This window comes from Methylobacterium sp. 092160098-2, from assembly GCF_028920805.1.
Taxonomy (GTDB): Bacteria; Pseudomonadota; Alphaproteobacteria; order Rhizobiales; family Beijerinckiaceae; genus Methylobacterium; species Methylobacterium fujisawaense.
The window spans coordinates 1-23,624 of sequence record NZ_JAQPZJ010000007.1 but is presented as its reverse complement, the minus strand read 5'-3'; the positions used below and the strand labels follow the sequence as shown (position 1 = coordinate 23,624).

Annotated in this window: 21 protein-coding genes and 2 pseudogenes; 12 read left to right on the top strand and 11 right to left on the bottom strand. The window is 68.1% G+C overall.

Going from position 1 to position 23,624, the window contains the following annotated elements; translation table 11 throughout:
* Positions 1–177 precede the first annotated feature (177 nt).
* Together mobF and PQI07_RS36840 are read right to left on the bottom strand one after the other, a co-directional pair.
* Positions 178–4,035, bottom strand: coding sequence for a MobF family relaxase (gene mobF / locus PQI07_RS36845; RefSeq protein ID WP_274929350.1), 3,858 nt, complete (start codon positions 4,033–4,035; stop codon positions 178–180).
* A gap of 22 nt (positions 4,036–4,057) precedes the next feature.
* Positions 4,058–4,357, bottom strand: a complete 300-nt coding sequence (locus PQI07_RS36840; protein WP_274929349.1) for a hypothetical protein — start codon at positions 4,355–4,357, stop codon at positions 4,058–4,060.
* Between the two features lie 279 nt (positions 4,358–4,636).
* On the opposite strand from PQI07_RS36840, the gene PQI07_RS36835 reads away from it, so the two are divergent.
* Together PQI07_RS36835 and PQI07_RS37825 are read left to right on the top strand one after the other, a co-directional pair.
* Complete coding sequence (locus tag PQI07_RS36835; RefSeq protein WP_274929348.1) at positions 4,637–5,080, top strand: hypothetical protein; 444 nt, start codon at positions 4,637–4,639, stop codon at positions 5,078–5,080.
* 41 nt (positions 5,081–5,121) lie between these two features.
* A pseudogene (locus tag PQI07_RS37825) lies at positions 5,122–5,328 on the top strand (nucleotide-binding protein); the annotation flags it as partial.
* Between the two features lie 233 nt (positions 5,329–5,561).
* Here the strand turns inward: PQI07_RS37825 and PQI07_RS36825 are convergent.
* The 3 genes from PQI07_RS36825 to istA all read right to left on the bottom strand — a co-directional run bounded on the left by PQI07_RS36825 (position 5,562) and on the right by istA (position 8,543).
* Positions 5,562–6,191, bottom strand: a complete 630-nt coding sequence (locus PQI07_RS36825; RefSeq protein WP_144765874.1) for a plasmid pRiA4b ORF-3 family protein — start codon at positions 6,189–6,191, stop codon at positions 5,562–5,564.
* A gap of 61 nt (positions 6,192–6,252) precedes the next feature.
* Positions 6,253–7,026 (bottom strand): IS21-like element helper ATPase IstB, encoded by a 774-nt coding sequence (gene istB / locus PQI07_RS36820; RefSeq protein WP_274928827.1) that lies wholly within the window; start codon positions 7,024–7,026, stop codon positions 6,253–6,255.
* A complete protein-coding gene (gene istA / locus PQI07_RS36815) occupies positions 7,023–8,543 on the bottom strand; it encodes an IS21 family transposase (RefSeq protein WP_274928828.1) in 1,521 nt (506 codons plus the stop codon). The genes istB and istA overlap by 4 nt, the downstream gene beginning before the upstream one ends.
* 13 nt (positions 8,544–8,556) lie before the next feature.
* Between istA and PQI07_RS36810 the strand changes: the two genes are divergently transcribed.
* The gene (locus PQI07_RS36810) at positions 8,557–9,075 is read left to right on the top strand and encodes a hypothetical protein (protein ID WP_274929347.1); all 519 of its coding nucleotides are present in this window, start codon (positions 8,557–8,559) and stop codon (positions 9,073–9,075) included.
* Between the two features lie 20 nt (positions 9,076–9,095).
* Positions 9,096–9,899, top strand: coding sequence for a hypothetical protein (locus tag PQI07_RS36805; RefSeq protein WP_274929346.1), 804 nt, complete (start codon positions 9,096–9,098; stop codon positions 9,897–9,899).
* A 51-nt stretch (positions 9,900–9,950) separates the two neighbouring features.
* On the opposite strand, the gene PQI07_RS36800 is transcribed toward PQI07_RS36805, so the two are convergent.
* Positions 9,951–10,601 carry a SprT-like domain-containing protein gene (locus PQI07_RS36800; RefSeq protein ID WP_274929345.1) on the bottom strand — a complete coding sequence of 217 codons (651 nt, stop codon included), beginning with the start codon at positions 10,599–10,601 and terminating at the stop codon, positions 9,951–9,953.
* A 137-nt stretch (positions 10,602–10,738) separates the two neighbouring features.
* On the opposite strand from PQI07_RS36800, the gene PQI07_RS36795 reads away from it, so the two are divergent.
* Entirely contained in the window at positions 10,739–11,203 is a 465-nt protein-coding gene (locus PQI07_RS36795; RefSeq protein ID WP_274929344.1) for a hypothetical protein, read from the top strand.
* A gap of 137 nt (positions 11,204–11,340) precedes the next feature.
* On the opposite strand, the gene PQI07_RS36790 is transcribed toward PQI07_RS36795, so the two are convergent.
* From PQI07_RS36790 to PQI07_RS36780, 3 genes are all read right to left on the bottom strand, one after another.
* Positions 11,341–11,640 (bottom strand): type II toxin-antitoxin system RelE/ParE family toxin, encoded by a 300-nt coding sequence (locus tag PQI07_RS36790; protein ID WP_274929343.1) that lies wholly within the window; start codon positions 11,638–11,640, stop codon positions 11,341–11,343.
* Positions 11,637–11,900: a type II toxin-antitoxin system ParD family antitoxin gene (locus PQI07_RS36785; protein ID WP_274929342.1), complete on the bottom strand. Its 264-nt coding sequence runs from the start codon at positions 11,898–11,900 to the stop codon at positions 11,637–11,639. The genes PQI07_RS36790 and PQI07_RS36785 overlap by 4 nt, the downstream gene beginning before the upstream one ends.
* A gap of 249 nt (positions 11,901–12,149) precedes the next feature.
* Positions 12,150–12,980, bottom strand: coding sequence for a helix-turn-helix domain-containing protein (locus PQI07_RS36780; protein WP_274929341.1), 831 nt, complete (start codon positions 12,978–12,980; stop codon positions 12,150–12,152).
* A gap of 713 nt (positions 12,981–13,693) precedes the next feature.
* Between PQI07_RS36780 and PQI07_RS36775 the strand changes: the two genes are divergently transcribed.
* The 3 genes from PQI07_RS36775 (at position 13,694) to PQI07_RS36765 (ending at position 18,023) form a co-directional block, all read left to right on the top strand.
* Complete coding sequence (locus PQI07_RS36775; protein WP_053608721.1) at positions 13,694–14,344, top strand: ParA family protein; 651 nt, start codon at positions 13,694–13,696, stop codon at positions 14,342–14,344.
* Entirely contained in the window at positions 14,344–14,676 is a 333-nt protein-coding gene (locus PQI07_RS36770) for a ribbon-helix-helix domain-containing protein (protein ID WP_053608720.1), read from the top strand. The genes PQI07_RS36775 and PQI07_RS36770 overlap by 1 nt, the downstream gene beginning before the upstream one ends.
* A 581-nt stretch (positions 14,677–15,257) precedes the next feature.
* A complete protein-coding gene (locus PQI07_RS36765) occupies positions 15,258–18,023 on the top strand; it encodes an EAL domain-containing protein (protein ID WP_274929340.1) in 2,766 nt (921 codons plus the stop codon).
* 65 nt (positions 18,024–18,088) lie between these two features.
* On the opposite strand, the gene PQI07_RS36760 is transcribed toward PQI07_RS36765, so the two are convergent.
* Positions 18,089–19,768 carry a methyl-accepting chemotaxis protein gene (locus tag PQI07_RS36760; RefSeq protein WP_274929339.1) on the bottom strand — a complete coding sequence of 560 codons (1,680 nt, stop codon included), beginning with the start codon at positions 19,766–19,768 and terminating at the stop codon, positions 18,089–18,091.
* A gap of 534 nt (positions 19,769–20,302) precedes the next feature.
* On the opposite strand from PQI07_RS36760, the gene PQI07_RS36755 reads away from it, so the two are divergent.
* From PQI07_RS36755 to PQI07_RS36740, 4 genes and pseudogenes are all read left to right on the top strand, one after another.
* Complete coding sequence (locus tag PQI07_RS36755; RefSeq protein WP_274929338.1) at positions 20,303–20,848, top strand: CYTH domain-containing protein; 546 nt, start codon at positions 20,303–20,305, stop codon at positions 20,846–20,848.
* A gap of 304 nt (positions 20,849–21,152) precedes the next feature.
* Entirely contained in the window at positions 21,153–21,449 is a 297-nt protein-coding gene (locus PQI07_RS36750) for a hypothetical protein (protein WP_024827226.1), read from the top strand.
* An 887-nt stretch (positions 21,450–22,336) separates the two neighbouring features.
* Entirely contained in the window at positions 22,337–22,726 is a 390-nt protein-coding gene (locus PQI07_RS36745; protein WP_274929337.1) for a transposase, read from the top strand.
* Positions 22,687–23,313: pseudogene (locus tag PQI07_RS36740) on the top strand (IS3 family transposase); the annotation flags it as partial. The gene PQI07_RS36745 and the pseudogene PQI07_RS36740, both read left to right, overlap by 40 nt.
* Positions 23,314–23,369: 56 nt before the next feature.
* Here PQI07_RS36740 and PQI07_RS36735 read toward each other — a convergent pair.
* Positions 23,370–23,624: transposase (locus tag PQI07_RS36735; protein WP_274929336.1), on the bottom strand; the 255-nt coding region annotated here is incomplete at its 5' end.

Here is a 23,624-nt window from a genome sequence, read left to right as displayed (position 1 = left end):
TCAATCAGGGAGGACTTTGCTTAAACAAAAGAGCTGTGTAAAAATAATTTTTACGAACAATTCGCCATAGTTATGACAATGTATACGAGCTGCTTACTAATTGTAATACTGCAAAACTATAGAGAGTAGCGCCACGCTGACCGGCTTCATAAAGCTCGTATCAGGAGGCTGCTTTTACTATCGCCCGCGAGACCCACGTCCTGGTCGCACTGGAAAGATCCGACCCTCCGCTTCACGTTTCGGTCCCGTCCGCTCACCGCGTCGCCGGCTACGCCCCTCGTCGTGCGAGATCAGTTCGATCGATACGCCATGGCGTCCGTCCGGTGACAGCTCCAGGGGCACGGAACGGCGCAGCGCCACGCGAGCCTCGGGCGCCCTCACATCGCGTAAGGCCGCGAGGATCCGCGCCTCGAACGCCTGGGCTGCTCCTTCGTTCTGCCGTTCATCGATCGCGAGATGCACGGCCGCAGCCGGATGCCGGGCGACGATGCGGGTGAGGGTGTTATCGCTCCCCGGGCCATCGTCTCCCAAGACGCAGAGCAAGGTACGGTCTGGCAGCGCGTCCTGCTGGTAGAGGCCGAGAGCCTCTCTCTCCGTTCGTCCTACGTAGATCCGCTTTGGTGCGCGGCGGTCACCCAGTTGGATCAGACCCGTTGGGCATGATGGCATAGAGACTGCCGTTCCGGCCCGATCCTCACGCCCGCGCTCGATCCCGACGATGCGGCCGAGCGGATCCCGGCGCGCCAGCACCAGCCGACCGCTCGGATCGAGCAGAATGTCGGCGGAGAGCCGCTCCACCAACCTCGGCAACGCGCCGTGGACGACGCCTACGGTGATCCGGGCTTGGCGCTTGAGCCCCTGCCACAGGATCGCGGCGAGCCGACCGATCCGGTTCCGCTGCCTTCCGTCATAGGACGCGAGCGGGATCGTCCGGTCCGCATGTCCGGAGCCCAGGACTGGGTAGGCCGCGGGCGCGTGCAAGCGCTCGTCCATACGCTGCCTCAGCGCCTGAGCAGCCCGCGATGGCTCGCTTTCGGGGGTCGGGGCGATCCCGGCGATGGCCTCCCTCCAAGGTCCCTCTCCCTCCAGGCCCATCCTGCCGCCGGGCCGCACAGGTATGTCGCGCGACCGGAGCGGCGCACCGCACCAGGCGCGTAGGTCGGGCCCGGCGAAGTCGGCCACGTTGGCCTTGCCCCCGCTGCTCGCGCTGTCCGTCAGGTAGGCCTTCCGGATTTCGCTGTGGCCGACCGGGGCGAGATCCGGGTGCGCAGCGCCTCGGCTACCTGGCAGCCCGCGCTCTTCCAGTCGGATGCCGGAGCGCGCCGCCTCCAGCCGCTCCCGGATCCGGTCCGTGTCGACGAAGAGCCGCGCCGTCCGGCGATGGCGGGTCATCGCCACGTAGGTCGCCTCCGCCCCTGTGCCGCGCAGGTCGGCCACGAACGACTCATCCACGGTGACGCCCTGAGCCGCGTGCGTGCTCATCGCGTAGCTGTGCTGCAGGCGCGGGACCCGCGCCTCACCCCGCTCGCGGAACCCGACCAGCGCGCTCGCCCGGGCGCTCAACCGCGTCCCGTTCTTGGCCAACCGCAACGTCAGCACCGGGTCGCCCGGATCACCCGAGAGCGCCTCGACGCGCGCCAGGTCAGCATTGCGGATCTTCTGGCCATCGACCTCGACGCTCTCTCCAAAGATGACCTCGTCGCCGACCGTCAGCGCCAGCGTCTCGGCCCGGTTTCCGCCGCGTAGGATCGCGGCGATCTCGACTTCCTCCCCCTCCGGCAGCAGCCCGTCGTGCTTGAGCCGGTCGCGGATCCGCGCGTTGAGCGCGCGCACGTCCTTGTTCCAGCCGGTCAGCACAGCTCGCGTCCGCTCCGCCCCCTCGGGGTCGAGGCGGCTCTCGGCGTAGGCGTCGACCAGCGCCGCGATCGTGGCCTCGCGGTCCACGCCCCAGATGATCGCACCGCCGCGGTCGTAGGCTTCGAGCGCGCTCGCGGTCCGGCCGGCGGCGAAGTCCATGCTCGCCGCCCGCATCCAAGCCCCCTCCGCCTCGCTGCGCCCGCGCTGCCGCTGGATCTCGTCCATCCGGCTCGCGCCAAGCGCCCGGACCAGCAGCCTCATCGGCGCGCCCGCCACCACCGGGGCGAGCTGGCGCGTGTCGCCGCTGAGCACCAGTTTCGCCCCGGCCGCGCCTGTGGCTTCGACCAGCGCGGCGAGATCCCGCGTGCCGATCATGCCGGCCTCGTCGGCGATCACGGTCGCCCGCGGCCCCAGCGCGATCTCGCCCTTGTCGATCCGGTTGAGGAACCCGGTCACCGCCCGCGCCATCGCTTCAGCCGTGTCCGTGTCGGTCCGGATCACGTCGACCGCCTTCCACGATGGCGCGATCACCCACACCTCGCCACCGCTGGCGCGCACTGCCTCGGCGACGCTGGCCATCGCGTACGACTTGCCCGAGCCGGCGCTGCCCTCGACCACGCTCAGTCCATCGCGGTTCAGCGCGTGTCGTACCGCCGCCCGCTGCTCCGGGCGCAGGCTCGGCCGTTCCGCCAGCACCCGCGTGACCACCGCCTCCGGGACGAAGTCGCGCTCGTCCTGCCTGGCGTAGGCCCGACGCAGCATCCCCTGCTCGGCCTCGATCATCTCCGGGCTCGCGTACACCCGCTCGCCAGCAGCCGAGCGCCCGACCTCGACCACGCCTCCGTCCCGGCGCAGCCGCTCGACCTCTTCCAGGACCGCGTCGGCATCGGCCTCGCATTGCAGAGACTCGGCGATCTGGCGCATGAGCGCACGCTCCTCCACCACCGCCTGCATCGCCAGCGCCTCGGAGAGGCCGACCTCGGCCAAGTTCTGCAGCCGCTCCGGTGCCGCTCCCGTCCGCTCTTGGCGGATCCCGTCCGCGGCGATCCGCACGCCCTCGAACAGGGCCCCGCGCGCCCAGCCTGCTTGACCCAGCTGACGCTCCCACTCCGCCTCCAGGGTGGCGAGCGGCGTCTCCCGATCCTTGCGCGCCCGGGTGCCGTGGGCGGCCGCCTGCGCCGCGATCCGGTCGTCGGCGGTGTCGAACCCGCGCTCTCGCGCCGCCTGCTCGATCGCCGCCCGCCGCTTGGAGAACAGCTCCAGCACCGGCTCGGCCACCCCGGCGATCTCGAAGTTGCGCCCGGCCCGGACCGCCTCGTAGCCCAGCTCCGCCCGAAGGCCGCTCGCCAGCTCGCTCCGGTACAGCGCCGCGATCCCGCCGGCGTTGCGCAGGATCGCGCGGTTGTCGAGGCTTCCGGTCGAGCCGTCGGACCGCACGCACAGGTTGAGCAGTACCGCGTGGCTGTGCAACTGTGGATCCTGCGCCCGCGAGGTGAAGTGCCGGTACACGGCCGCACTCACCCCAGCCACCGGCGCCCGGTCCCGGCCCTGCGCCCCGGTCCGGGTCACGATCAGGCCGGCCGCGTGCGCGTAGTCCAGCGCCCGGCGCACCGCCCGATCGTGCACCGCCAGGATCCGCGCCCGATCCTCCGGCCCGGCGAAGGCGGCCAGCACGCTCACGCTCTTCGGCGCGGCGAACTGCAGGTCGTAGCCGACGCTGCGCCGACCGTTGGCGGCCGCCCGCACCAGCGGCTCCAGGCTTCCCGGGTCGCGCCCGGCCGCGAGATCGCGCAGCACCCGCCCGTCGACCTCGGCCCCGTCCGGGCAGAGCCGGAACGGATCGCCGGATGGGCCCGGATCGGGGCTCGCCCCTGAGCCGCGCGTCCACCACACCCCGTTGGCCTCGCCCGCGCCGTTGTCGGTGTAGTACGCGACCTGGTCGCGGCCCTCACTGTGGCCCCGGCGCAGCGTCGCCAGCGCCCGGTCGAACGCCGCCGCGTAGGCCGTCTCGAATGCCGCGCTGCCCTCCGCTGCGACCTCGGCCGCCGCCTTGCGGGCGTACGCCGCGGCCGTGTCGTCGAGCGGGGTGTCGGGCGTGCTCAGCCCGGCCTCGCGCCGGATCTGGCGCGCCATCGACTCGTAGTACTCGACGCTGGTGATCCGCGTGCAGGTCATCATCGCTGAGACCTCGCTTCTGCCCTCAAGCCGGACCGGCCGCGTCGCTCGCCCGGGCCTCCGCCCGGTACAGATCGACGATGAAGTCCGAGATCACCTGGATCTGGTCGCGCATCTCCGCCGCGCTCGCCCGGGCCTCGCGGGCGCTGGCAGCCGCGACCTCTGCGAGTTCGGCCACGCGCGCCACCGTCTCGGAAGGCCCGAGCACGGCTTTGAGCGCCTCCTCGACGAACAGGTACGGCGCGATCCCGCGCGCCCGGGCCGCCGCCTCCACCGCCGCCCAGAGCGCTTCGTCCAGGGCGACGCGGATGGGACGACGGGTCATGCGCGGGCTCCGGGCAGCGGGGCTATGAGATCTGGCAACAGCTTAGCGGCAAGCCAGGCCGCCGCCCAGCACCATCGGTGCGTGATGTGTCTCCGTTTCCCTCGGGATGGCTCCGGTTATCCACAGGGTTGGACGACGTGGTCGCAGGCGGAAGCGTGGCCGTGATACCATAGCGGCCTCCGGGGATGGCCGGTTCGAACGGGTGGCAGCCCTGCTCGGGCACGGTCCTCGTCCGCGACGCGGCGGGGTCCCGAGGTCCGGTGACGAGGCGTGAGGGCGATGAGCGAGGCCGCCGAACCCGATCCCCACGACGCGCTGCGCACCTTCCTGCGCGAGCAGGTCCGGCTCGCCCCGAACCGCAAGCCCACCGGCTACGCCTCGGTCAAGGCCGTGCTCCCGGAGATCAAGGCGCTCAAGGCCAAGTGCCGGACCGACGCCGAGATCCGCGCGCTGCTCATCGAGAGGGGCGTCACGCTCAGCCTCGCCACCCTGCAGCACTACATCAAGACCGCCACCCGCGAGCTCGCCGGCCACAAGCCCGTGCGGCGACGCGGCAAGGCCGTCGCACACGCACCCGCCGAGCCCCCGCGGACGCCTGCACGACACGCGCCCGCCCCGGTGGCGCAGCCGGCGGCTGCCGCACCCGACCCGCTGCCGGCGCGGGGACACGCGCCGGCCTCGAACGCGGTCGTCGGGCACCGGCTGAGCACCAGGCACCTGTAGGCCCCGCGAGCGGGCCGGAAGCGTCGGATCGAAGGAGCACCATGGCACGGGCACAGCAGACGCGCACGCCGACCACCTCGCGGCAGAAGCGCGTCGTCCTGATCACCTCGGAGAAGGGTGGGGTCGGCAAGAGCGTCACCGCCCGCACCCTGGTCGAGTATCTGCGCGGGGGCGGCACCCGCGTCGCCGCCTACGACGCCGACGGCGGCGTCGGCTCGCTCCTGCGAGTCCTGGGCACCCGGGACGCGACCGGCGAGCTCCGGGAGGAGCAGGATCCGGCCGTGGGCGTCGGGTACTACAACATCCGCGCCGACGACGAGCGCGCCACCCTGCTCAACTGCGTCGCCTCGGGCGAGCCGCTCATCGTCCACGACCTCGCCGGCGGCAGCCTCGCCGACCTCGCCCGGATCTCCGACATGGGCGAGGGCCTCGACGACCTGCTCGCTGTGCAACGACAATTTCGTTGTCCTGAGGGCGTCGACTACGATGGCCGCTCGGGACGTATCGGTTTGGGCTGGTGCAGGCGTCGGCGGACGTTGGGCTTGAGCGCGCTCTTCAGGTCCTTGTCGACGACGGCGCGGTCGAACCAGTCGGGGTCGAAGTGGCCACCGCACCAGCGCCGGATCTCGGCATGCTCGGGGTCGTCGGCATCGGCCATGATGGCCAGGAAGTTCGCGTAGCCACCGAGCCCGCCGACGTCCTCCGGCGGCCGGGCCCGGGCTCCGTCGAGACAGGTGGCGTGGCGCGGCCGGGCTTCGAGGACCAGGGGCCGTTCCAGCGTGACGGTGTGGTACCAGTCGTCGCCGAAGTCGTAGAGATAGGTGAAGCCCAGCCCAGGCTCGCGATCGAAGTCGAGCAGGCGCACCTCGCGCTCGTCGAACACGCGCGGATCATCGGCGCTGCCCCACTCATCCGCATCGGGATCGCCGTAGCGCAGGCCGCCGATCCGGAACTCGTGCAGGTGGGAGTTCCACCAGTTGAAGGCCGCCTGGATGGCCAGGTGCAGCTCGCCCAGATGCCACGTGTAGGGGACCACGAGCCGACGCCAGACCGCGGGCTCGATCCCGTCGATCGCGACGTGGATCTGCAAGGCATTGGGAGGCTCGAACATCATGGCCCCCAGAGCAGACCGGCTCGGAGGCGGCGTCAACTATCCCGGACCTCGGCGACGATTAGGCTGCCGTCGAGGCCTCTGCCCCGGCTCTGGCTGCCGCGCGACGACGGTAGCTCTCGGTGTTGAGTTCCAGGATGGTGGCATGGTGGACGAGCCGATCAATGGCCGCCACGGTCATAGCTGGGTCGGGGAAGATCTGGTCCCATGCGCTGAAGGGCTGGTTGCAGGTGGTGATCAGCGAGCGCCGCTCGTAGCGCTCGGCGATGAGCTCGAACAGCACGCTGGTCTCCGCCTGATCCTTCCGCACGTAGCCGAGATCGTCGAGGATCAGGCAGTCGTAGCGGTCGAGCTTGGACAGAAGGCTCGGCAGCGAGAGATCCCGTCGGGCCGCCTGCAGCTTCTGGACGAGGTCGGTGGTGCGGGTGAACAGGACGCGGTGGCCGTTCTCGACCAGCGCCGTGCCGAGGGCCGCCGCCAGATGAGACTTGCCGGTGCCGGAGGGGCCGAAGAGCAAAATGTTCGCCCCCTGGTCGAGCCAGGCATCGCCGCCGGCGAGGGCGAGCACGTGGGCTTTGCGCAGGCTCGGCACGGAGGCGAACTCGAAGCTCTGCAGCGTCTTGCCCATAGGCAGGTCCGCCTCGGCGAGGTGGCGAGCGATGCGGCGGGTGTGACGCTCCTGGACTTCGTGCTCGCACAGGGTGGCGAGGTAGCGGGCCGCGCCCCAGCCCTCGCGATCGGCGCAGGCCCCGAGTTCCTGCCAGAGACGGGCGATGGTCGGCAGGCGCAGGCTGGTGAGCATCACCGGCAGCTTGGCGGCGTCGGTCTTGGTCATGGCGTGGGATCCGGGGTGGCGCTGAGGGACGGCAGCAGGCGGTCGTAGGGGGCCGGATCCGGCGCGCTGACGCGCACGAGCGGGGTGCTCGAGGCACGCGGGGCGACGGTGGCGCGCGCGGTATCGAGGTCGGGCAGGCGACCGGCATCGATGACGGCCTCGAGATGATCGGCGAGCTGGCCCTCGCAGGCATGGGTGGCGGCCAGGTGCAGGAGCCCGACGTAGACGCGGCAGGCCTGACGTGGGTCGAGGTGGGCGTCGAGGACGTCCCAGGCGCGTCGGAAGGCCGTGCGGGGGAACAGGTCCTCGCGGAAGACCGAGTGCCGGAAGGCCTGCGGCTTGCGCACCAGGGCGTGGACGAGGTGGCGGTAGTCGACGACGCGCAGGAGCGGGCCGCCGCGCTTGAAGTGCCGGCGCGCCAGCGTCAGCACGGGTGTGAGCCCCAGGTGGCAGACGAGGCGGTCGTCGTAGACGTGCACCGTGAGGCGGCAACCCACGAGGCGCGAGGGGACGGTGTAGAGGACGTTGCGCACCGAGATGGTGCCGAAGCGCGTCACGCCCGCGCTGGCGACGCTGTAGTCGCTGGTGCGGTAGATGGGCAGCGGCGCGAGGGCGGCACGCTCCACCGCCAGGGCGTCGCGCACGGCGGCGTTCCTGCGCAGGGCATAGTCCTGCAGGAAGGCCTGGTAGGCGGCCAGATCGGCGAAGTCCTTCGAGCCGCGCAGCTCCAGCGCCTCGCTCAGGCCGAGCTTGAGATGGCCATGGGCCGCCTCCACGGAGCCGTTCTCATGGGCGAGGCCGGCATTGTTGCGGGTCGGCTCCAGGCCGTAGTGCCGGCAGAAGGCGGCGTAGCCCTCGGCTTCGTCGTCACGGGTGGCGAGATTGCGGTAGGCGGCCGAGAGCCGGTCGGTACGGTGTTCGCGGGGCACGCCGCCGAGCTGCCAGAGGGCGTCCTGCAGGCCCTCGGTCAGCGCGGTGAAGCTCTCGCCGCCGCAGATCGCTTTGAGGAAGCGCCAGCCCGAGTAGGCGAGCCAGAAGTGGTAGAGCAGATGCGGGAAGGGTCGGCCCGCTACGGTGACGCCGAGTTTGGATCCGTCGGTGAAGTCCGAGAGCGCCTGTCGCCCGGGCGGATGCTCCTGACGGAAGATCAGCTCGCGCTCGGGCCCCTGGGTGGCGCGCCAGTGGGCGACGCGCCGCTGCAGGGAGCGCAGCACGCCCTCACCGAAGCGCCCGGGATGGCGGCGGTCGAGTTCTTCGAGCAGGCTGGTGGCCCGGATGTGGGGCACGGCCTCTAGCAGAGGGACCAGTTCCTCACGCCAGACCTCGGCGAAGGGATCGGCGCGGGTGCGATAGGCGCGCGGCGGCTTCTGGCTCGGCAGTGTCGGACCGGCCTCGATGCGCCGCCCGGTACGCTCGCTGAAGCCGGCCTGGGCTGCCGCGACAGCCTGCGTCTGGCCTTCCCGTCGTGAGGTCATGTAGCGCCGGACCTGTCGGTCGGTGACGTGCAAGCCCGGCATCAGACCTCTCCCCGTGATTACGGGGGAAGGCTGCGCGCCCTCACGTCGAACCGGCCATCCCAATCGTCGTCAGGCGGCAATCGTAATTGGCGTCACACAGCTCGCCGCGTTCAACGGCCAGGGCTACCGCCCGGTCGTCCTGCACCTGATCTCCTCGGAGGTCGCCGCGACCCAGTCGGTCGACCGCTGGATCGAGCTCGCCGGCGACAGGGTCGACCACGTCGCGATCCGCAACACCCGTTGGGGCAAGGCCGAGGCCGACTTCCCGTTCTGGCACGGCTACGTCGACGGCAACGGCGAGAAGCGCGGCGGCAACGTCCGCCGCCGCCTGCTCGAGGAGTTCGGCGGCCTGGAGATCAGCCTTCCGCCCCTGCCGGCCGGGACCTTCGCCAAGATCGACGCCGATGCCCTGCCCTTCGCGGTCGCCGCCGCCGCGCCGCGCCTGACCATCGCCGAGCGCTCGCACGTGGCGCGCTACCTGCGCGAGTCGGCGGTCGCCTTCGAGCAGCTGCGCCCGATCCTCGGCCTCTGAGGGGCTGGGGCCAGGCCGCGATGCACCCCGACGCCAAGCTCAACTTCGACCGGGCCGCCCAGGCGCTGGGCCTCGATCCGGCGACCCGGGATCTGGCCTGGCGGCGGATGATGGACATCGGCCTGACGCCCGACGATCCCACCGTGGTGTATCTCGCGGTCGGCGGATTGCTGGAGCAGGCCGCCAAAACCATCCCGGAGGCGATCAACGCGGTGCCCGAGCGGGTCGAGCGGGCAGCGGCCCGGGCGGTCGGCCCGGTGGCGCGGGCCGCCACCGCCCGGGTCGAGGCCGCCCACGCCGCGCTCGCCGAGCGCACCGGCGCGGCGGTGGCGGAGGCCGCGGCTGGTCACTTCACCGAGCTGGAGCGCTCCCGTGCACGCAAGGTCGGCCTCTGGGCGGCCGCGATCGTCCTGACCAGCGGCATCCTGTGCGGCGGCGCGGGCTACTGGCTCGGGCGCAGGGATACGCTCGGCCTGGATGCCAAGTGGGCGGGCCTGACCCAGCGCCCCGACGGCCCGGCGTGGCTCGCCCTGGTCGCGGCCAACCCCGACCTGCGCAGCCAGATGAGCCAGTCCTGCACCCCGTCGCAGCTCAAGACGAATACCGCGTCGAATCGGCGGTACTGCGAGCTCCCGCTCTGGACCGAGGGCACAGTCGCGCCGGTCGGGGGTGTTCCCGCGGTGATCTACCTGACGCTGCGCGACGGGCTCATCGCCTGGGGCCCTGCCTGGCTCATGCTCGGAGCCGGGCTCGCGGCCCTCCTCGTCCGCCGCCTGCTGCGCCGAGCGTTCGCGTGGCGGCCCGTTGCGTGGCTGCTGGAGTGATCGCCCCGACGCGTTGTCGATCGTACGAAACAAACAGGACGCCATCGCGCGTCATCGCCGTCGCACCTCCATCGATCGATGACAGACGTCGCAGGCGAGCCGGGTTCCCGGCTTGGCCCAGGCGTTCGCCCCGCAGCTCGGGCAGGTGTACCGGGTCTTGCTCGCCGCTTTGCGCTCCCGGGCTTCGCGCTCGGCCGCGTCCCGGAGCTCGACGTAGGGCACGCTGAAGCCCTGCTCCTCGATCAGCTCGGCGCAGGCCAGCGCGAACCGGCCGCCCGGCTCGATCGTGTGACCCATTTGCTGCCCGGTCTGCTTGCCGCCCGGCTCGCCGGTCGCGGTCGGGATCAGCCCGACGGCGCGCATCAGCCCAGCCCATTCTCGGTTGTGGTAGCCGGGCCGGGACGGCGTGCCGAAATGCGCTTGCTGCAGGTGGACCATCTCCCGCACCAGGGTGGCGAGCGTCGCCTCGGTCGAGCGCTCGGCGAAGTGCCGCGGGTTGAGCGCGATCTCGTCGGTGACCTCGACGCCGTCGGGCGTGGTGAAGCGGCGGCCGGCGAAGTAGCCGTAGGCCTTGGACTTGCGCTGCATGGTGATCAGGCAGCCCGGCAGCCGACCCGCGAACAGCCGGGCGTTGAAGAACCGGTAGGCCTCCGTCAGCCCGGTATAGGTCCGGGTGGTCGGGTCGGTCGGCGATCGGAACATATCGTACGAAACAATATGGTCCGATCCGCTGGGGGGCCATCGGTAGTTAGATCGTACGAAACAAAAACAGACGGGTTTGAGGGTTCGACGTCGGCCGGCTTCCCGCCGGCTCGGTCCATCCAGGCGGACCGAACGCGGTGACCCGCCAGCTGCTCGGCCTCGGCCCGTCATGCGTCACGCTCGGCCTGGAGCGTCTCGATGCGGCCAACGCCGCCACGTTGCCGGCCGTGCTGGTCAACGCCGCAGGCCTCAGCCGCGAAGACCGGATCACCATCCTGCTCGGCGGCTATGCCAAAGAGCTCTGCCTGTACGACCGGGACAACATCGCGGGAAAGGGCGTGTTCTTCACGCGCCTCACCCGCAGCGCCGACGATGCCGCGGGCGTCGCCCGCATCCTCGGCCGGCCGCAACCGAACACGGTCCCGGAGGTCGAGCGGCTGCTGGTCGAGGCCCTGATCGGCGTCCGCCACAGGCCCTACGCCCTGCTCGCACGCGACCTCGTGGGGTTCCGCTGCCGGGTGTCCCGGCTGCATGCCGCCTGGGAGCGCGCCGGCTTCCGCAGCATGGGCCTGCACGCTGACCTGCTTCCCGATGTCGCCTGATCAGACGCCCTGGCGTTCGTGAACGCGCCTGGGTCGTGGAGTTGTGAGCGACTGATCCGCTGCGCGCTGGTTGCTGTGTCCACCGCGAGGGAGACCGGGGCAGCCTCAGCCATACCGTCCGGGTGCGAAGGCGCCGCTCAATCGGCCGGGAACAGGATCGCCTCGTAATCCTGTGCCCCGTGGAGGACGTGCAGGATATCGATGCGGTCCGCGCCGACCCGATAGAACACGAGGTATCGGCCATAGGGGCGGCGGCGCACGCCGCTGTGCCGGTAGCGCGCGACCAGCGGGTATCCTTGCGGGGCCTCGGCCAGCCGCTGGCAGCACTCGATCAGCTCGTCGACGAAGGTCACAGCGCGGCGGGGATTCGCCTCGGCGATGTAGTCCGCGATATGCTCAAGATCGGCCTCCGCCTCTTCGGTGAAGACGACGATCATGCCTCCCCGGCTTCCGCCCGGGCCCGATACTTGGCCGTCAGGCGCTCGGCGACCCGCTCGGCCGGCGTGACCCGCCCCTCGTCGGCGTCGGCCAAGCCGCGGGCAATCGCGGCATCGAGTGCGGCGAGGCGCTTTTCCCGTTCCTCGACCAGGCGCACGCCCTCGCGCAGCACCTCGCTGCGCGAGTTGTAGCGCCCGGTCGTCACCAGACTGGTCACGTACCGTTCGAGCCGGGGACCGAGATCGGCGCTGCTGGGCATGACGGCTCCTTCTCCGACCACTCTGACATGGATGGATAACTGTTATCAACGCCGTGAGACGGCGACCGCCGGCTGCGCCTCACGGCGTCTCCACCGCATACGGCTCAGATTCTACGATCCGCGCGGAAAGCGATGTTCTCGGCACGACGGAGTCATCGAGGTCCTGAGCGACATCCTGAGCCACCCCGGGCCCGCTCCAAGCGGACGGCGCGTTCGGCAGGACGGACGCCGCGGTCCTCTCGCATGCGCTCACCACATGGCTCTGGCCCTGCCACGATCCGCGCGGATTCCTGCGCGCGCGCTTTGGTCGAGGTCGCCCACTGTCCTCCGGCAGCTGTGCGACGGTTCTGTTTTCCTCGATTCTGACAGGTCTAGAACCTCAGTATCCGTGCTGGTCACGCTTTTGACCCCTCCCCCTTGAGAGAAGACGGGAGCCGCCTGACCTCTACGGTTCGGGGGGGTGTCGCCGCGCCGCGCCAACCGCAGCCACGCCAGCCACTCCGCCGAGAGGATGCGGACGATGTTGGTGTCGTTGCGGAAGCCGGTGATCGCCCGCTTCTCGACGGTGAGAAGCCCGAGCCGCACCGCCTCACGGATCGCGTTCTTCACGGTCGAGCGGCACACGCCGGCCACCGCAGCCAAGTTCTCGATCGCCAGCCGGCAGTCCTTCCGCCGGGTGATCTCAGCCGCGATGAGGGCCAGCACCGCTTGCTCGGCCAGCGTGAACCGGGCAGCTAAGCTCGGTGGGAGCCGCCCCGAGGCGGCCCAGCGGCGACGGCGCTCCAGCGAGGCATCCGTGCGCGGGCGCGAGCCAATGGCCCTCCTACTGCAGCCTGCACGATCCGGGCCCACACCAATTGCACTCCCCGAAATGGAGGAGTGCAATTGGTGTGGGCCACTTAGGTTTCTTCCGGATCTGGAAACAACCTGCCGCGCCTCGATCAAGGCGGACAGCGCCTCGGCTTCGACCTCCGTGACATTCCCATCGGCATAGGCGCGCCAGAGCGCGGCCGTGACGGCCGGCAGCGCAGCGCGCGGAGCCGCTTCCGCCTGTCGGCGGATCTCATCAGCGTAGTTCATGCTTCACGGTCCCTCACGGGCCGCGGCTAGGGTCCAGGCAAGCCTTTCCCGTTGACGAAAACAGGTTCCGTCTTGACTCCCGAGGGGGAGCTATGGCTTGTGAGGGGTTGAGAGACCGGCCTCACAGGCCCCAGGTTTTCGACGGCCTCACCCTTGCCGGGGTGGGGCCGTTGGCTTTTCAGGGTCTATCTCGCGGCGATCGTCTCCTGAATGGCGGCTGCGACTCGCCGAGGCGGATCGGGCCGGAACGGTCCATCTCGGCCGGGCGGCACAGTTAAGTCAACGTTGCAGGAAACCAAGCTCTGCTGTGGCGGTTGGTTTACCAGGGAGTAGCGTCGGGCACCGACGCCTTCCACATGGAGGCACTCCCATGAAAATCGCAGGCGAACTGCTCACAGTCGTCGCGGTCATGGCCCTCGTCGCAATGTTCCGGCTCATTGGCCTGCCGTTCCGGACGGTAGCCCGCCTGCTGCCGACACGGCCGGTATGACCGAACCCAGGAACGCGACCGCATTGAACGTGCCCTTTTGTGACGTGTCATCGCCGGGGTACGTCGCCGACCTGACATGTCAACACTCTGACGTATCAACATTTTGACACGTCACCGAAGTGACAGGTTGCCCCGTCATCGCGTCCGAGTGATGTCTCGTTAACAGGTTGCCGCGATGATGCGTCAGGCTGTCAGCCCGTCACCTTGTCAGGAGGTCAACGCGATGCACACACTGGCTCTAGTCTCGCAGAAGGGGGGTGCCGGAAAAACGACGCTGGCCCTGCATCTTGCCGTCACCGCGCACCGCGCTGGGCTCCAGGTCGCCATTGCCGACCTCGATCCACAGTCGTCGGCCTGGAAGTGGTCAGAGCGGCGGAAGGATCACCCCGAGGCGGTGGTAACTTCCGCCGAGCAGCTCGATTACGTGAAGGCCCAGGCTGCGGCTGGCGGCCTCGATCTACTGATCATCGATTCCGCGCCCCATGCCGACCGACCGGCTCTCGTGGCATGCAAGGCCGCTGACCTAATCCTGATCCCGTGCCGCGCCTCGATCCTTGATATCGATGCGATCGGGCAGACTCATGACCTGACGACCATCGCGCGCAAACCGTCGTGGGTGGTGTTCAACGCCTGCAACACGTCGACCGAATTTGACCTGGGGGAGGCGCGCGCCGGCCTGCGTGAGCGTGGCATCCCGGTCTATCCTGGAGCGGTCTATCAGCGAGTCTCGTACTCGCGCGGCTTCATTCCCGGCAGGACGGCGCAGGAGATCGAACCCGGGGGCAGGGCAGCTGCCGAAATCGATGAGCTGTTTCGGTGGACGGCTGACCTGATGGGCCTCGCTCTCCCGCAAACGAGCGTTGAGGCCGCCTGATGAACGCCGCGCCGCGCTTCAGCCTTCGGGCCGCCGTGACCGACAGCGTGTCGACGGGCCGCCGTGACGAGCTTCCCGCAGCTGCAGAGCCGGAAGCCGCTGCCGAACCGGCGCCGGTGGCGCCTCGGCGCGTCACCAAGGCCACCAAGACCGTGCGGCCGGCGACCCGCCAGGGCGCCCGCGGGATAACCGTATGGGTCGAGCCGGAAATCTATCGCATGATCAAGCTGGTCGGCCTCGATGCCGATATGACCACGCAAGATGTGATGCTGGAAGCAATTAACGACCTCCTATCAAAGAAGGGGAAGGGTCGCATTGCGAAGACGCGGTGACTCGGCACTGCGTTGACGTGTTGACATTCTGACGCGTACGAGGCCGCTGCGTCTGCCCGATGCATCATGTCTTTCTGCCTCCGGCCGCCCGGTTCGCCGCGGTGGGCTTTCCTTTGCTCTCTGGCAGCAAGATCGACCTGTTCGACGACCTCGCATGTGTCGGCTCGCAGCTTAGCCTGTCGGCATTCGCATAAGGGCGGAGTTACGGAACCACGTCTGGATGAGGGTAGGGCTGTTTACGGCTTGTCGCTCGTGCTGAGATGTTTTGACAGGCTTCAACAAACGCCTCCATGCGCCACCTTCATGTCGCTTGCGTCCCCAAACCAACGCTCCAGAAGCTAGGATTGAATCACTACAACGCTGTAGATTTCACGAGCTATAGTAACCGCTGATCGGTTTGCCGGCAATGAAATCTCCGTGTTTACGGCAAATTAAATAAACTCACCCCAAAATTGGTAGCGGACTCCGGTGAGGCTCTTCTTATTGTCATGTCAGACCCTCTGTCTGAAAAGGGCTTTGTAGCTTCGGACAACGCAGGCCATGTCCTGAGCCAGCGTTGGCATGCCGCTCGTAAGCCGGGCATGATCTTGGCACCCTACGAGGAGGTCGCCCTCGGCAGTCTCGGCCGCTTCGCAGAGGCCACCGTCCTGGTGCGACTCGACGGCGACGACCTCACCTATCTGCAGATGGCCCCCTTCGTCGCCGCGTGGCTCCAGGCAGCGCCCACCGGCGCGGTCGGAGTGGAGCGGAGCGACTGCGCGCGGCTGCTCGGTCAAATCGTGCGGCGCGCCCTACGGAGCTGCCAGCCGGAGCAGCAGATCGCCAGCCGGGTCGAGAACGGCATCGTCGAAGTCTACGAGATCACCGCATTACCGCTGCAAACGCACTGGGGCTTCCCGGTCACCCTCGTTCACGTCAGCCAACCCAAGACCCGGTCCAGCCTCGTCGAGCAGGTCTACCAGTCGACCCGCGAAGGGGTTCTCGCGCTCACGCCCGTGTGGGATGAGCAGGATCAGCTGTGCGACTTCCAAATCGTCACTTTGAACGCGGGCGCCGCCAGGCTGATCGGGTGGCCGACGGACGATCTGCTGTGGCAATCCCTATCCATCGTTCATTTGGGTAGGTACACCGGAGAGATCTTCAGTCGTCTCTCAGTCGTGGTGAAGATTGGCGGCGGCGATGAGTTCGAACTCGAGTATGTGAGGGACGGCCAGCAGGTCTACCTCAGGGTCGCCGTCTCCGCCCTCGCCGACTTGATCGTCGTCACCCTCGTCGACATCACCGAGCTGCGCACCCGCGAGGCGTCGTTCCGGATGATGTTCGAGGCCAATCCGCTTCCGATGTGGGTCCTGGACGCCGAGACCTTGCGCTATCTCGACGTCAACACTGCCGCCGTCGAGCACTACGGCTACAGCCGTGAGCGCTTCCTCGCGATGACCGCCCTCGACATCCGGCCGGAAGCGGACCGAGCCGCGCTGAAAGCCATTGTAACGAACCGGACCGAACCCTACGACGGCGAGCAGGTCTGGCGTCACATCAGGGCCGATGGATCCGTGATCCAGATCCTGCCGTACGTGCGTTCGCTCGTGCTGCGGGGACGGCCAGCCGTGCTCGTGGCGGCGATCGACGTCACCGAGCGTCAGCTGGCCGAGGCGGAGTTGCGACGCACGCGCAGCTTTCTCGACACGGTCGTCGAGAACATTCCGGCGATGCTCTACGTGCAGGACGCCGTCGAGAACCGCGTGCTGCTTCTGAACCGCGCCGGCGAGGAGTTGCTCGGCGTGCCGCGCGCCGACCTCATTGGGAGGCCCGCCCACACGCTATTCCCGGTCGCAGGGGCAGGATCGGCGGCGGATCACGAGCACGTCTCGCTGTTGTCGGACGATGGCGCTGCCCGCGTCGAAGAGCGCATGGTCGACACCCCCGCCCACGGCCAGCGCCTCTTGCACATCAAGAGGCTGGCCGTCGCCGACGAAGCGGGGCGACCGCAATACTTTCTCGGGATCGCCGAGGACGTGACCGAGCGGCGCGCCGTCGAGGCCCGCATCGCCCATATGGCGCACCATGATCCGCTGACTGACCTGCCGAACCGCGCCTACTTCCGCGAGCGGTTGTGCGCCGTCCTCGCACAACACCATCGCCGTGCCGAGAAGGCCGCGGTGCTCTGCCTCGATCTCGACGGGTTCAAGGGCGTCAACGACACGCTCGGACATGCGGCCGGCGACGCATTGCTGTCTGCGGTCGCCGATCGCCTCCGGCACACCGTGCGCGAGGACGACATGGTCGCCCGCTTCGGCGGCGACGAGTTCGCCATCCTGCAGGCGAGCGCACCGTCGCCGGACGCTGCCGGTCAACTCGCCGCGCGCCTCATCGAGCACTTGTCCAAGCCGTTCTCCATTCTCGGACAGGATGTGCTAATCGGCGCCAGCCTCGGCATCGCGATGCTGCCGGGCGACGGGACCACCCCCGACCCTCTCCTCAACAACGCCGATCTCGCGCTCTACCAGGCCAAGGCGGAGCGGCGCGGCACGTTCCGGTTCTTCGAGCCGGAGATGAACGCCCAGATCCAGGCGCGCCGTGCGCTGGAGCGCGACCTGCGCGCGGCCCTGAGCGCCGGTGCCCTGGAGTTGTACTACCAGCCGCTCCTGAACCTGCAGGAGAACCGCATCAACGCCTGCGAGGCGCTGCTGCGCTGGCGCCATCCCGAGCGCGGCTTCGTCTCACCGGCCGAGTTCATCCCGATCGCCGAGGAGACTGGGTTGATCGTGCCGATCGGCGAATGGGTCCTGCGCGAGGCCTGCCGGGAGGCGGCGACCTGGCCGGGCGAGATCAAGGTCGCGGTCAACCTCTCACCCGTGCAGTTCCGTCAACAGAGCCTCGTCCAGTCCGTCGTGTCGGCGCTGGCGAGCGCGGAGCTCGATCCCAGGCGCCTGGAACTGGAGATCACCGAGTCGGTGCTGCTCGCCGACAGCGACGCCAATCTCGCGGTCCTTCACCGTTTGCGCGATCTGGGTGTGCGCATCGCCATGGACGATTTCGGGACCGGGTACTCGTCCCTGAGCTACCTGCGCAGCTTCCCGTTCGACAAGATCAAGATCGACCAGTCCTTCGTGCGCGAACTCGGCATGAACCGGCATTGCGCCGCGATCGTGCGGGCGGTCGCTGGGCTCGGGGCCGATCTCGGGATCACGACGGTGGCCGAAGGCGTCGAGACCGCGGAGCAGCGTGATCGGTTGCAGCAGGAAGGTTGCGACGAGATGCAGGGCTACCTGTTCAGCCGCCCGCTCCCGGTCGCCGCCCTCCGCCAACTGATCGCCGAGACCGAGCGTACCGCGCAAGCGGCCTGACGAGCCCCGACACGATCCACGGGACGTGTCGGCGGCCACACAGCCGACACCGTCGCCGCGCGGTCTCAGGCTGCGCGGACTCGGTCGAGGAAGGTGGCGATCGCACTCTGCAAGGCGTGGGACCCCTGGCTCACCTGCATGGCGTTCACCCGCACCGCGCCGGCTTGAGCTGCGCCGGAGGCAGCTGCCACCTGCACCGTGCCGATGCTCTCAGCAACGGTCTGCGCGCCCGCAGCCGCGCTCGCGATGGCGCGCGCGATCTCCTGGCTGGCCTTGCCCTGGTCGTCGGCGGACGCCGCGACGGCCGTGGCCGTCGCGCTCATCTGCGCGATCGTCGCCGCGATCGCGCCGATCGCGGCCGTCGTGTCCTGGGCCGCGGCCTGAATCGCCTCGACTTGGCCGACGATCCGGTCGGTGGCGAGCGCCGTCTGGCCGGCCAAAGCCTTCACCTCGGCCGCGACCACCACGAAGCCGCGTCCGGCCTCACCGGCTCTGGCCGCCTCGATGGTGGCGTTGAGCGCGAGCAGGTTCGTCTGGCTGGCCACCGTGCGGATCACCGTTACCACAGCGCCGATCTCGGCCGCGGCCCGCGACAGCTCGGCGACCGTCGCCTCCAGGCCGTGCGTGTCCCGCAAGGCTACTGCGGCGATCGTGCTGGTGTGCTGGACGCGCTGCTCGATCTCGAAGGCGGAGCTCGACAGCTCCTCAGCGGCGCTGGCGATGCCGTTGACCACGTCGGCGGACTGTTCGGACGCCCTGGCGACCACCTCCGTGCGCGCCGTCGTGTCGCTCGCCACTCCTGAGAGCAGATCGGCGGCGCCCTCCATCTGCTCGGCCGAGGCGGCGAGCGCCGACATGGCGCTCGCGGTCTCGACCTTGAAGGCGCGTGTTGCCTCGGCCAGCTCCTGCGCGCGAGCGATGTCGCTGGTGGCGCGGTCCCGCGCCTGGGCACCCAGGGTCTGCTTCTCGATCAGCGACGTCCGGAAGCCCTCGATCGCACGCGCCATCTCGCCGACCTCATCGCGGCGCGTGGTGAACGGAACGGCGCTGGAGAGCTGATCGCCAGCCAGGCCGCGCATCGCGCCCCTGAGGCGCAGCAACGGGCCCTGGATCTGGGTCCGCACGATCCAGAACGCCAGGAGTAGTGCGATGCCGAGGGCCGCGGCGGGTACGGCTATCAAGGTTATCGTGGCGCGGCGTTGCGCCTGCGTGGCGGCGGCGCGCTGGGCGTCGAGGCGCGCCAGTACATCGTGGCCCAACGCGTTGATCTGCACGACCATGCGCTCGCGGTTCTTCACGGTCGCCTCGTCGCTCGCCTGGATGAGGGCGGCCTTCGGGGAGATCGTCAGGCCCATCTCGGCGGTGTCGCGCTGGTAGGCCAGGAACTCGGTGATGCCGAGGTCGAGCTTACGCTTCTGCTCGGGGGTGAGCTGTGCCTCCAACGCCGCGAAGAAGGACGTCTTCGCGTGCTCGACGTCGGTGAGGGCTGTCTGGAGCGCGCCTAAGCGGCCTTTGGCCTCGCTGGTGTCATCGGCGGTGTAGAGGGCGGTAGCCTGCACGACGGCGTGCTCGATCGCCTGAGCGAGGGCGTGGGCCTGGAGCCCCGTGTTCCAGATGACGTCCATCTGATCGCTGCGGCGCTGAGCTTCGCCGGCCTGCTGGATCGCGAAGACGGAGATGCCAAGGCCGACGAGAGCTAAGATCCCGACGACGCCAGCGAGTTTGCGCCCGAGGGTCATGCGCATGAGATGACGAATTCCAGCTATGAGAAACAGCTGTAACTTACTGGGAAATTGTTGCAGAGCGCGTTAAAGCTAGCCGCCTCACCATGATGAGAAAATAGGCAAATAAGTGCTGGATCTGCTTGCGCTATAGAAATGCCGAGAGCTGCAAGCGAAGGGGTTGTTTCGCGTTTCGATGCGCTGTGACACCAACTCGCGCGTAACTCATGCTGACTGCCTATGAACCTCACCGCATTCGCGTTTGCGACAGGCGTGCCGTGCGTACCCAAAGCGTGCTGGAAGAGACGGCTACCCCAGGTCGATGAGGCACCTGCCGCTCTCGACGATGATCGGAAAAGGATCACAAAAAAGGGCCCGCCCCTCGTAGAGGCGCGCCCGGAGTGCGTTCTGGTCTCGGGAAAGAACGTGGCGGCTCGATATGACCTTACGGCAGGGTGAACAAGAGGTCTGACATCAGAATTGCTGCGTGTGGCCATGTCATCGGAACGTCACATGTGTTAAGCGACCCCGAAGGGTGTCCAGACCAAGAGAGAAGGTATGGTCTCCGTCGAGGAAATCGCAGCAGTGCTGCACGAAGCTTCCCCTGCTTTGCGCAGCGTCCAGCAACGCGCGGCCATCGAAATCGAGCGCAAGTTCCTCGCCACGCCTACCGTGCTGCCCCTCTGCTGGTCCGGCACGCTTTTGGTCCAGGGCTACCTCTACACCGATGCCGGTAACACCCTCCGAGTTCGGTGCGCGGGTGAGCGAGCGTTCCTGACTTGGAAGGGACCGAAGAGCGGCGCCAGCCGTGAAGAGTTGGAGATTGAGGTGCCCTCGTCAATCGGTGAGGCGCTGCTCGCCAACGTGCCGTCGCATGCTCGTATCCAGAAGATCCGCTACCGGATCGAGCACGCCGGGGCGGTCTGGGACGTGGACGTGTTCGGGCGCGCCCTCGACGGGCTGATCCTGGCGGAGATCGAGATGGCGCGCGAGGACCAGTTCGTGGCGCTGCCGCCCTGGGTCGAGCAGGAGGTCACGGCGGACCAGCGCTACCGCAACTCGCGGCTGGCGGCGGGTAGGATGCCGGACCGGCGGGCGGCCTGACACGCACATCCCGGCCGTAACCCCATGGCATGTCCTAGAGCGTGTTACGCACCGACGCTAACTCATTGACCGGCAACGAGTTTCACGCACTGCTGGCAACCGGGTTTATGAGGAATTACAGATACTTAGCCCCAAGTCCGTAACACGCTCTAATCCGGCGCTTCGAGCTGTATGCCGATGCAGCAACGCACCTCGAAGAACGTGTTCCCCGACGCGACGACCAATGAACCTTGTTTTCAACCGATTGATTATGTGAGCCCCCGGCCGCAATGTGACCGGGAGCCCTATTTCGTCAGTGCGAGCCGTGCTGCTCCGCGTGGTGGCGAGCTGCCTCGGTGTGATGGTGAGCAGCATGTGTGGCATGGCCGTGCGCGGTATGGGCGTGGTGCGCGGCCTTCTCGTGATTGCCACTCTCGTGGTGCTTGGCAGCCTCACGATGATGATGAGCAGCCCTCTCGTGGTGCTCGGCGGCCTTGTGGTGATGCTCGGCTCCCTGATGGGCCATGGCTGTGTTTCTCCTCAAGCACTGCGCATTCAAGGTGATGCGCTTCCGTGCGTGAGGAACGTGAGCCGGCCACACGACAGGAGCATTACAGCCTGAAGCAAGATTGTGATGGGGGGCAACCTAAGTTGCGCTTCTGCGGACGATCTGCTCCGTCGGTAAAACGAGCGGACACCGTTGGCGAATTTGCGCTAGGGCCTGCCAAGGCTGCCGCCACGCTTCGGGATTGAGCAGCTTGCCCTCGCCACTCAGCGTTACGGGGCCGCTCTCAAGCCGCAGGCGGAGCTACAATCCTGAATTCGCCAACAGTGTCCGAACGTTTGACGCTTGCGGATTGGCTAAGGCTATCAATGGCGTAGTTCAGCAAGGGCTATGGCCGTCCTCACGCATAATAAGGGAGGGAGGGCGATCTATGTCTCGCCTATTTATGGTCCTCGCCACTCTATCCGTGCGCTTTGATTGAGCCTTCGTGCGCCTTGGTCGAATGACCGTGAGCGCGTCGCCCTTGGCCGAGAGTTCCTTCAGCCGCTCGTCGACATCGAAGAAACCGAGCGGACCGCGCATCGCAGCACCTCGCCGGTCGTCGAGGCCATCACACCACCAAACGCCTCAAACCGCGAGGTTTTTAGAGGCGTCCGGCTAGTTCAAAGCGAAATTTGTTAGCTGGCAAGATTAATCATTGTTGCAGAAACAACACCGCAATAACGAAAAGCAAATATGACTATATTGTGACGATGCCTCGGCCATCGTTTCTTTATATGTCTGATGCCGTCCGGCCAACGATCCGGCATGGGGGCATCTATGCAGTTCAGACACGGCCTTTCGCTCGCCGCGCTCACGCTCGCGATTTGTGGGCCGGCAGTCGCACAGGCACAGGCCGTCAACACGACACCCTCGGACGTCAATGTCCTCATGGAGTGGCCCCCAATTCGACCGGACACGAGGCGCAACCGTGAGGGCCTAGGTGGACGCCTAGGCATGCGCCTATGCCGAACGATACGCAGCGGATCGAGATCATCACCGGACGCGAGCGCCGGAGACGCTACACTGGCCAGGAGAAGGTACGCTTCGTCGAGGAGACGATGCAGCCGGGCATGACGGTGTCGGCTGTGGCGCGGATGCACGGCATCTCGCCCAGCCTTCTGTTCGGGTGGAGGCGTCGCATGGCCGAGGGCGGACAGGTGGCGGTGCAAGCCGACGAGGAGGTCGTCGCCGCCAGCCGGGTGCGGGAGTTGGAAACCCGGGTGCGCGATCTGGAGCGTCTGCTCGGCCGCAAGACGCTGGAAGTTGAGGTGCTGAAGGAGGCCTTGGCCGCCGCGCGAGTAAAAAAAGTCGCGTGGCCGTTGCCGTCGCCCTCCGGGAGCTCTTCCCGGTGAAGGTCGTGGCCGACGTGCTCGGCGTGGCCCGCTCCAACCTCGTCGAGCAGATACGGAGTAAGGCGCGCCCTCGCGGCTCTTATCGCCGCGCCGACGACGACGTCATCCTGACCGCCATCCGCGCCGTGACGGACGTGCGACCGACCTACGGCTATCGGCGGGTGACGGCGATCCTGAACCGGACGCGCCGCGCTACCGGCGAACCGCTCTTGAACCATAAGAGAGTGTTCCGCCTGATGAAGCAGAGCGGCCTGCTCCTCCAGCGTCACACCGGCGTGCGACCGGTGCGCGCTCACGAGGGGCGCGTCATCGCCTCCGCATCGAACCAACGCTGGTCCTCGGATGCGCTGGAGATCACCCGCTGGAACGGCGAGGTCGTCCGGGTCGCCTTCGCCATCGACACCCACGACCGCGAGGTCATCGCCTGGGTGGCTTCGACGGGCGGCATCACCGGCCAGATGGTGCGCGATCTGATGCTGGCCTGCGTCGAGGACCGCTTCGGCGGGGTGCGCGTGCCACACCTCGTGCAATGGCTCGCCGATAACGGCTCCGCGTACTCGGCGATCGAGACGCTGGCCTTCGCCGCAGCCCTGGGACTGCTCGGGACTGTCAGGAATTCCGTGTGCGGGCGGCGGATTGAACATCAGGCCGCCATGGCCCGGGTGAAGCGCTCGCCGAAGATGACGGCGAACTGCGCCTTGGCCATGATCCACTCACGCGGTCCCATTTTCCACGCCTTCTCGGAGCGGTTCAAGACCAGGTAGAGCAGCTTCAGCGCGGCCTCGTCGGTCGGGAAGTGTCCGCGGGCGCGCACAGCCCGGCGCAGCGTGGCGTTCAGGGCCTCGATGGCATTCGTGGTGTACAGGATCCGGCGAACCTCGCCGGGGAAGGCGTAGAA

Coding starts and splice junctions, on each gene's coding strand:
- mobF (WP_274929350.1), bottom strand. CDS start 4,035: ATGATGACCTGCACGCGGATCACCAGCGTCGAGTACTACGAGTCGATG.
- PQI07_RS36840 (WP_274929349.1), bottom strand. CDS start 4,357: ATGACCCGTCGTCCCATCCGCGTCGCCCTGGACGAAGCGCTCTGGGCG.
- PQI07_RS36835 (WP_274929348.1), top strand. CDS start 4,637: ATGAGCGAGGCCGCCGAACCCGATCCCCACGACGCGCTGCGCACCTTC.
- PQI07_RS36825 (WP_144765874.1), bottom strand. CDS start 6,191: ATGTTCGAGCCTCCCAATGCCTTGCAGATCCACGTCGCGATCGACGGG.
- istB (WP_274928827.1), bottom strand. CDS start 7,026: ATGACCAAGACCGACGCCGCCAAGCTGCCGGTGATGCTCACCAGCCTG.
- istA (WP_274928828.1), bottom strand. CDS start 8,543: ATGCCGGGCTTGCACGTCACCGACCGACAGGTCCGGCGCTACATGACC.
- PQI07_RS36805 (WP_274929346.1), top strand. CDS start 9,096: ATGCACCCCGACGCCAAGCTCAACTTCGACCGGGCCGCCCAGGCGCTG.
- PQI07_RS36800 (WP_274929345.1), bottom strand. CDS start 10,601: ATGTTCCGATCGCCGACCGACCCGACCACCCGGACCTATACCGGGCTG.
- PQI07_RS36790 (WP_274929343.1), bottom strand. CDS start 11,640: ATGATCGTCGTCTTCACCGAAGAGGCGGAGGCCGATCTTGAGCATATC.
- PQI07_RS36785 (WP_274929342.1), bottom strand. CDS start 11,900: ATGCCCAGCAGCGCCGATCTCGGTCCCCGGCTCGAACGGTACGTGACC.
- PQI07_RS36780 (WP_274929341.1), bottom strand. CDS start 12,980: ATGAACTACGCTGATGAGATCCGCCGACAGGCGGAAGCGGCTCCGCGC.
- PQI07_RS36775 (WP_053608721.1), top strand. CDS start 13,694: ATGCACACACTGGCTCTAGTCTCGCAGAAGGGGGGTGCCGGAAAAACG.
- PQI07_RS36770 (WP_053608720.1), top strand. CDS start 14,344: ATGAACGCCGCGCCGCGCTTCAGCCTTCGGGCCGCCGTGACCGACAGC.
- PQI07_RS36765 (WP_274929340.1), top strand. CDS start 15,258: ATGATCTTGGCACCCTACGAGGAGGTCGCCCTCGGCAGTCTCGGCCGC.
- PQI07_RS36760 (WP_274929339.1), bottom strand. CDS start 19,768: ATGCGCATGACCCTCGGGCGCAAACTCGCTGGCGTCGTCGGGATCTTA.
- PQI07_RS36755 (WP_274929338.1), top strand. CDS start 20,303: ATGGTCTCCGTCGAGGAAATCGCAGCAGTGCTGCACGAAGCTTCCCCT.
- PQI07_RS36745 (WP_274929337.1), top strand. CDS start 22,337: ATGCCGAACGATACGCAGCGGATCGAGATCATCACCGGACGCGAGCGC.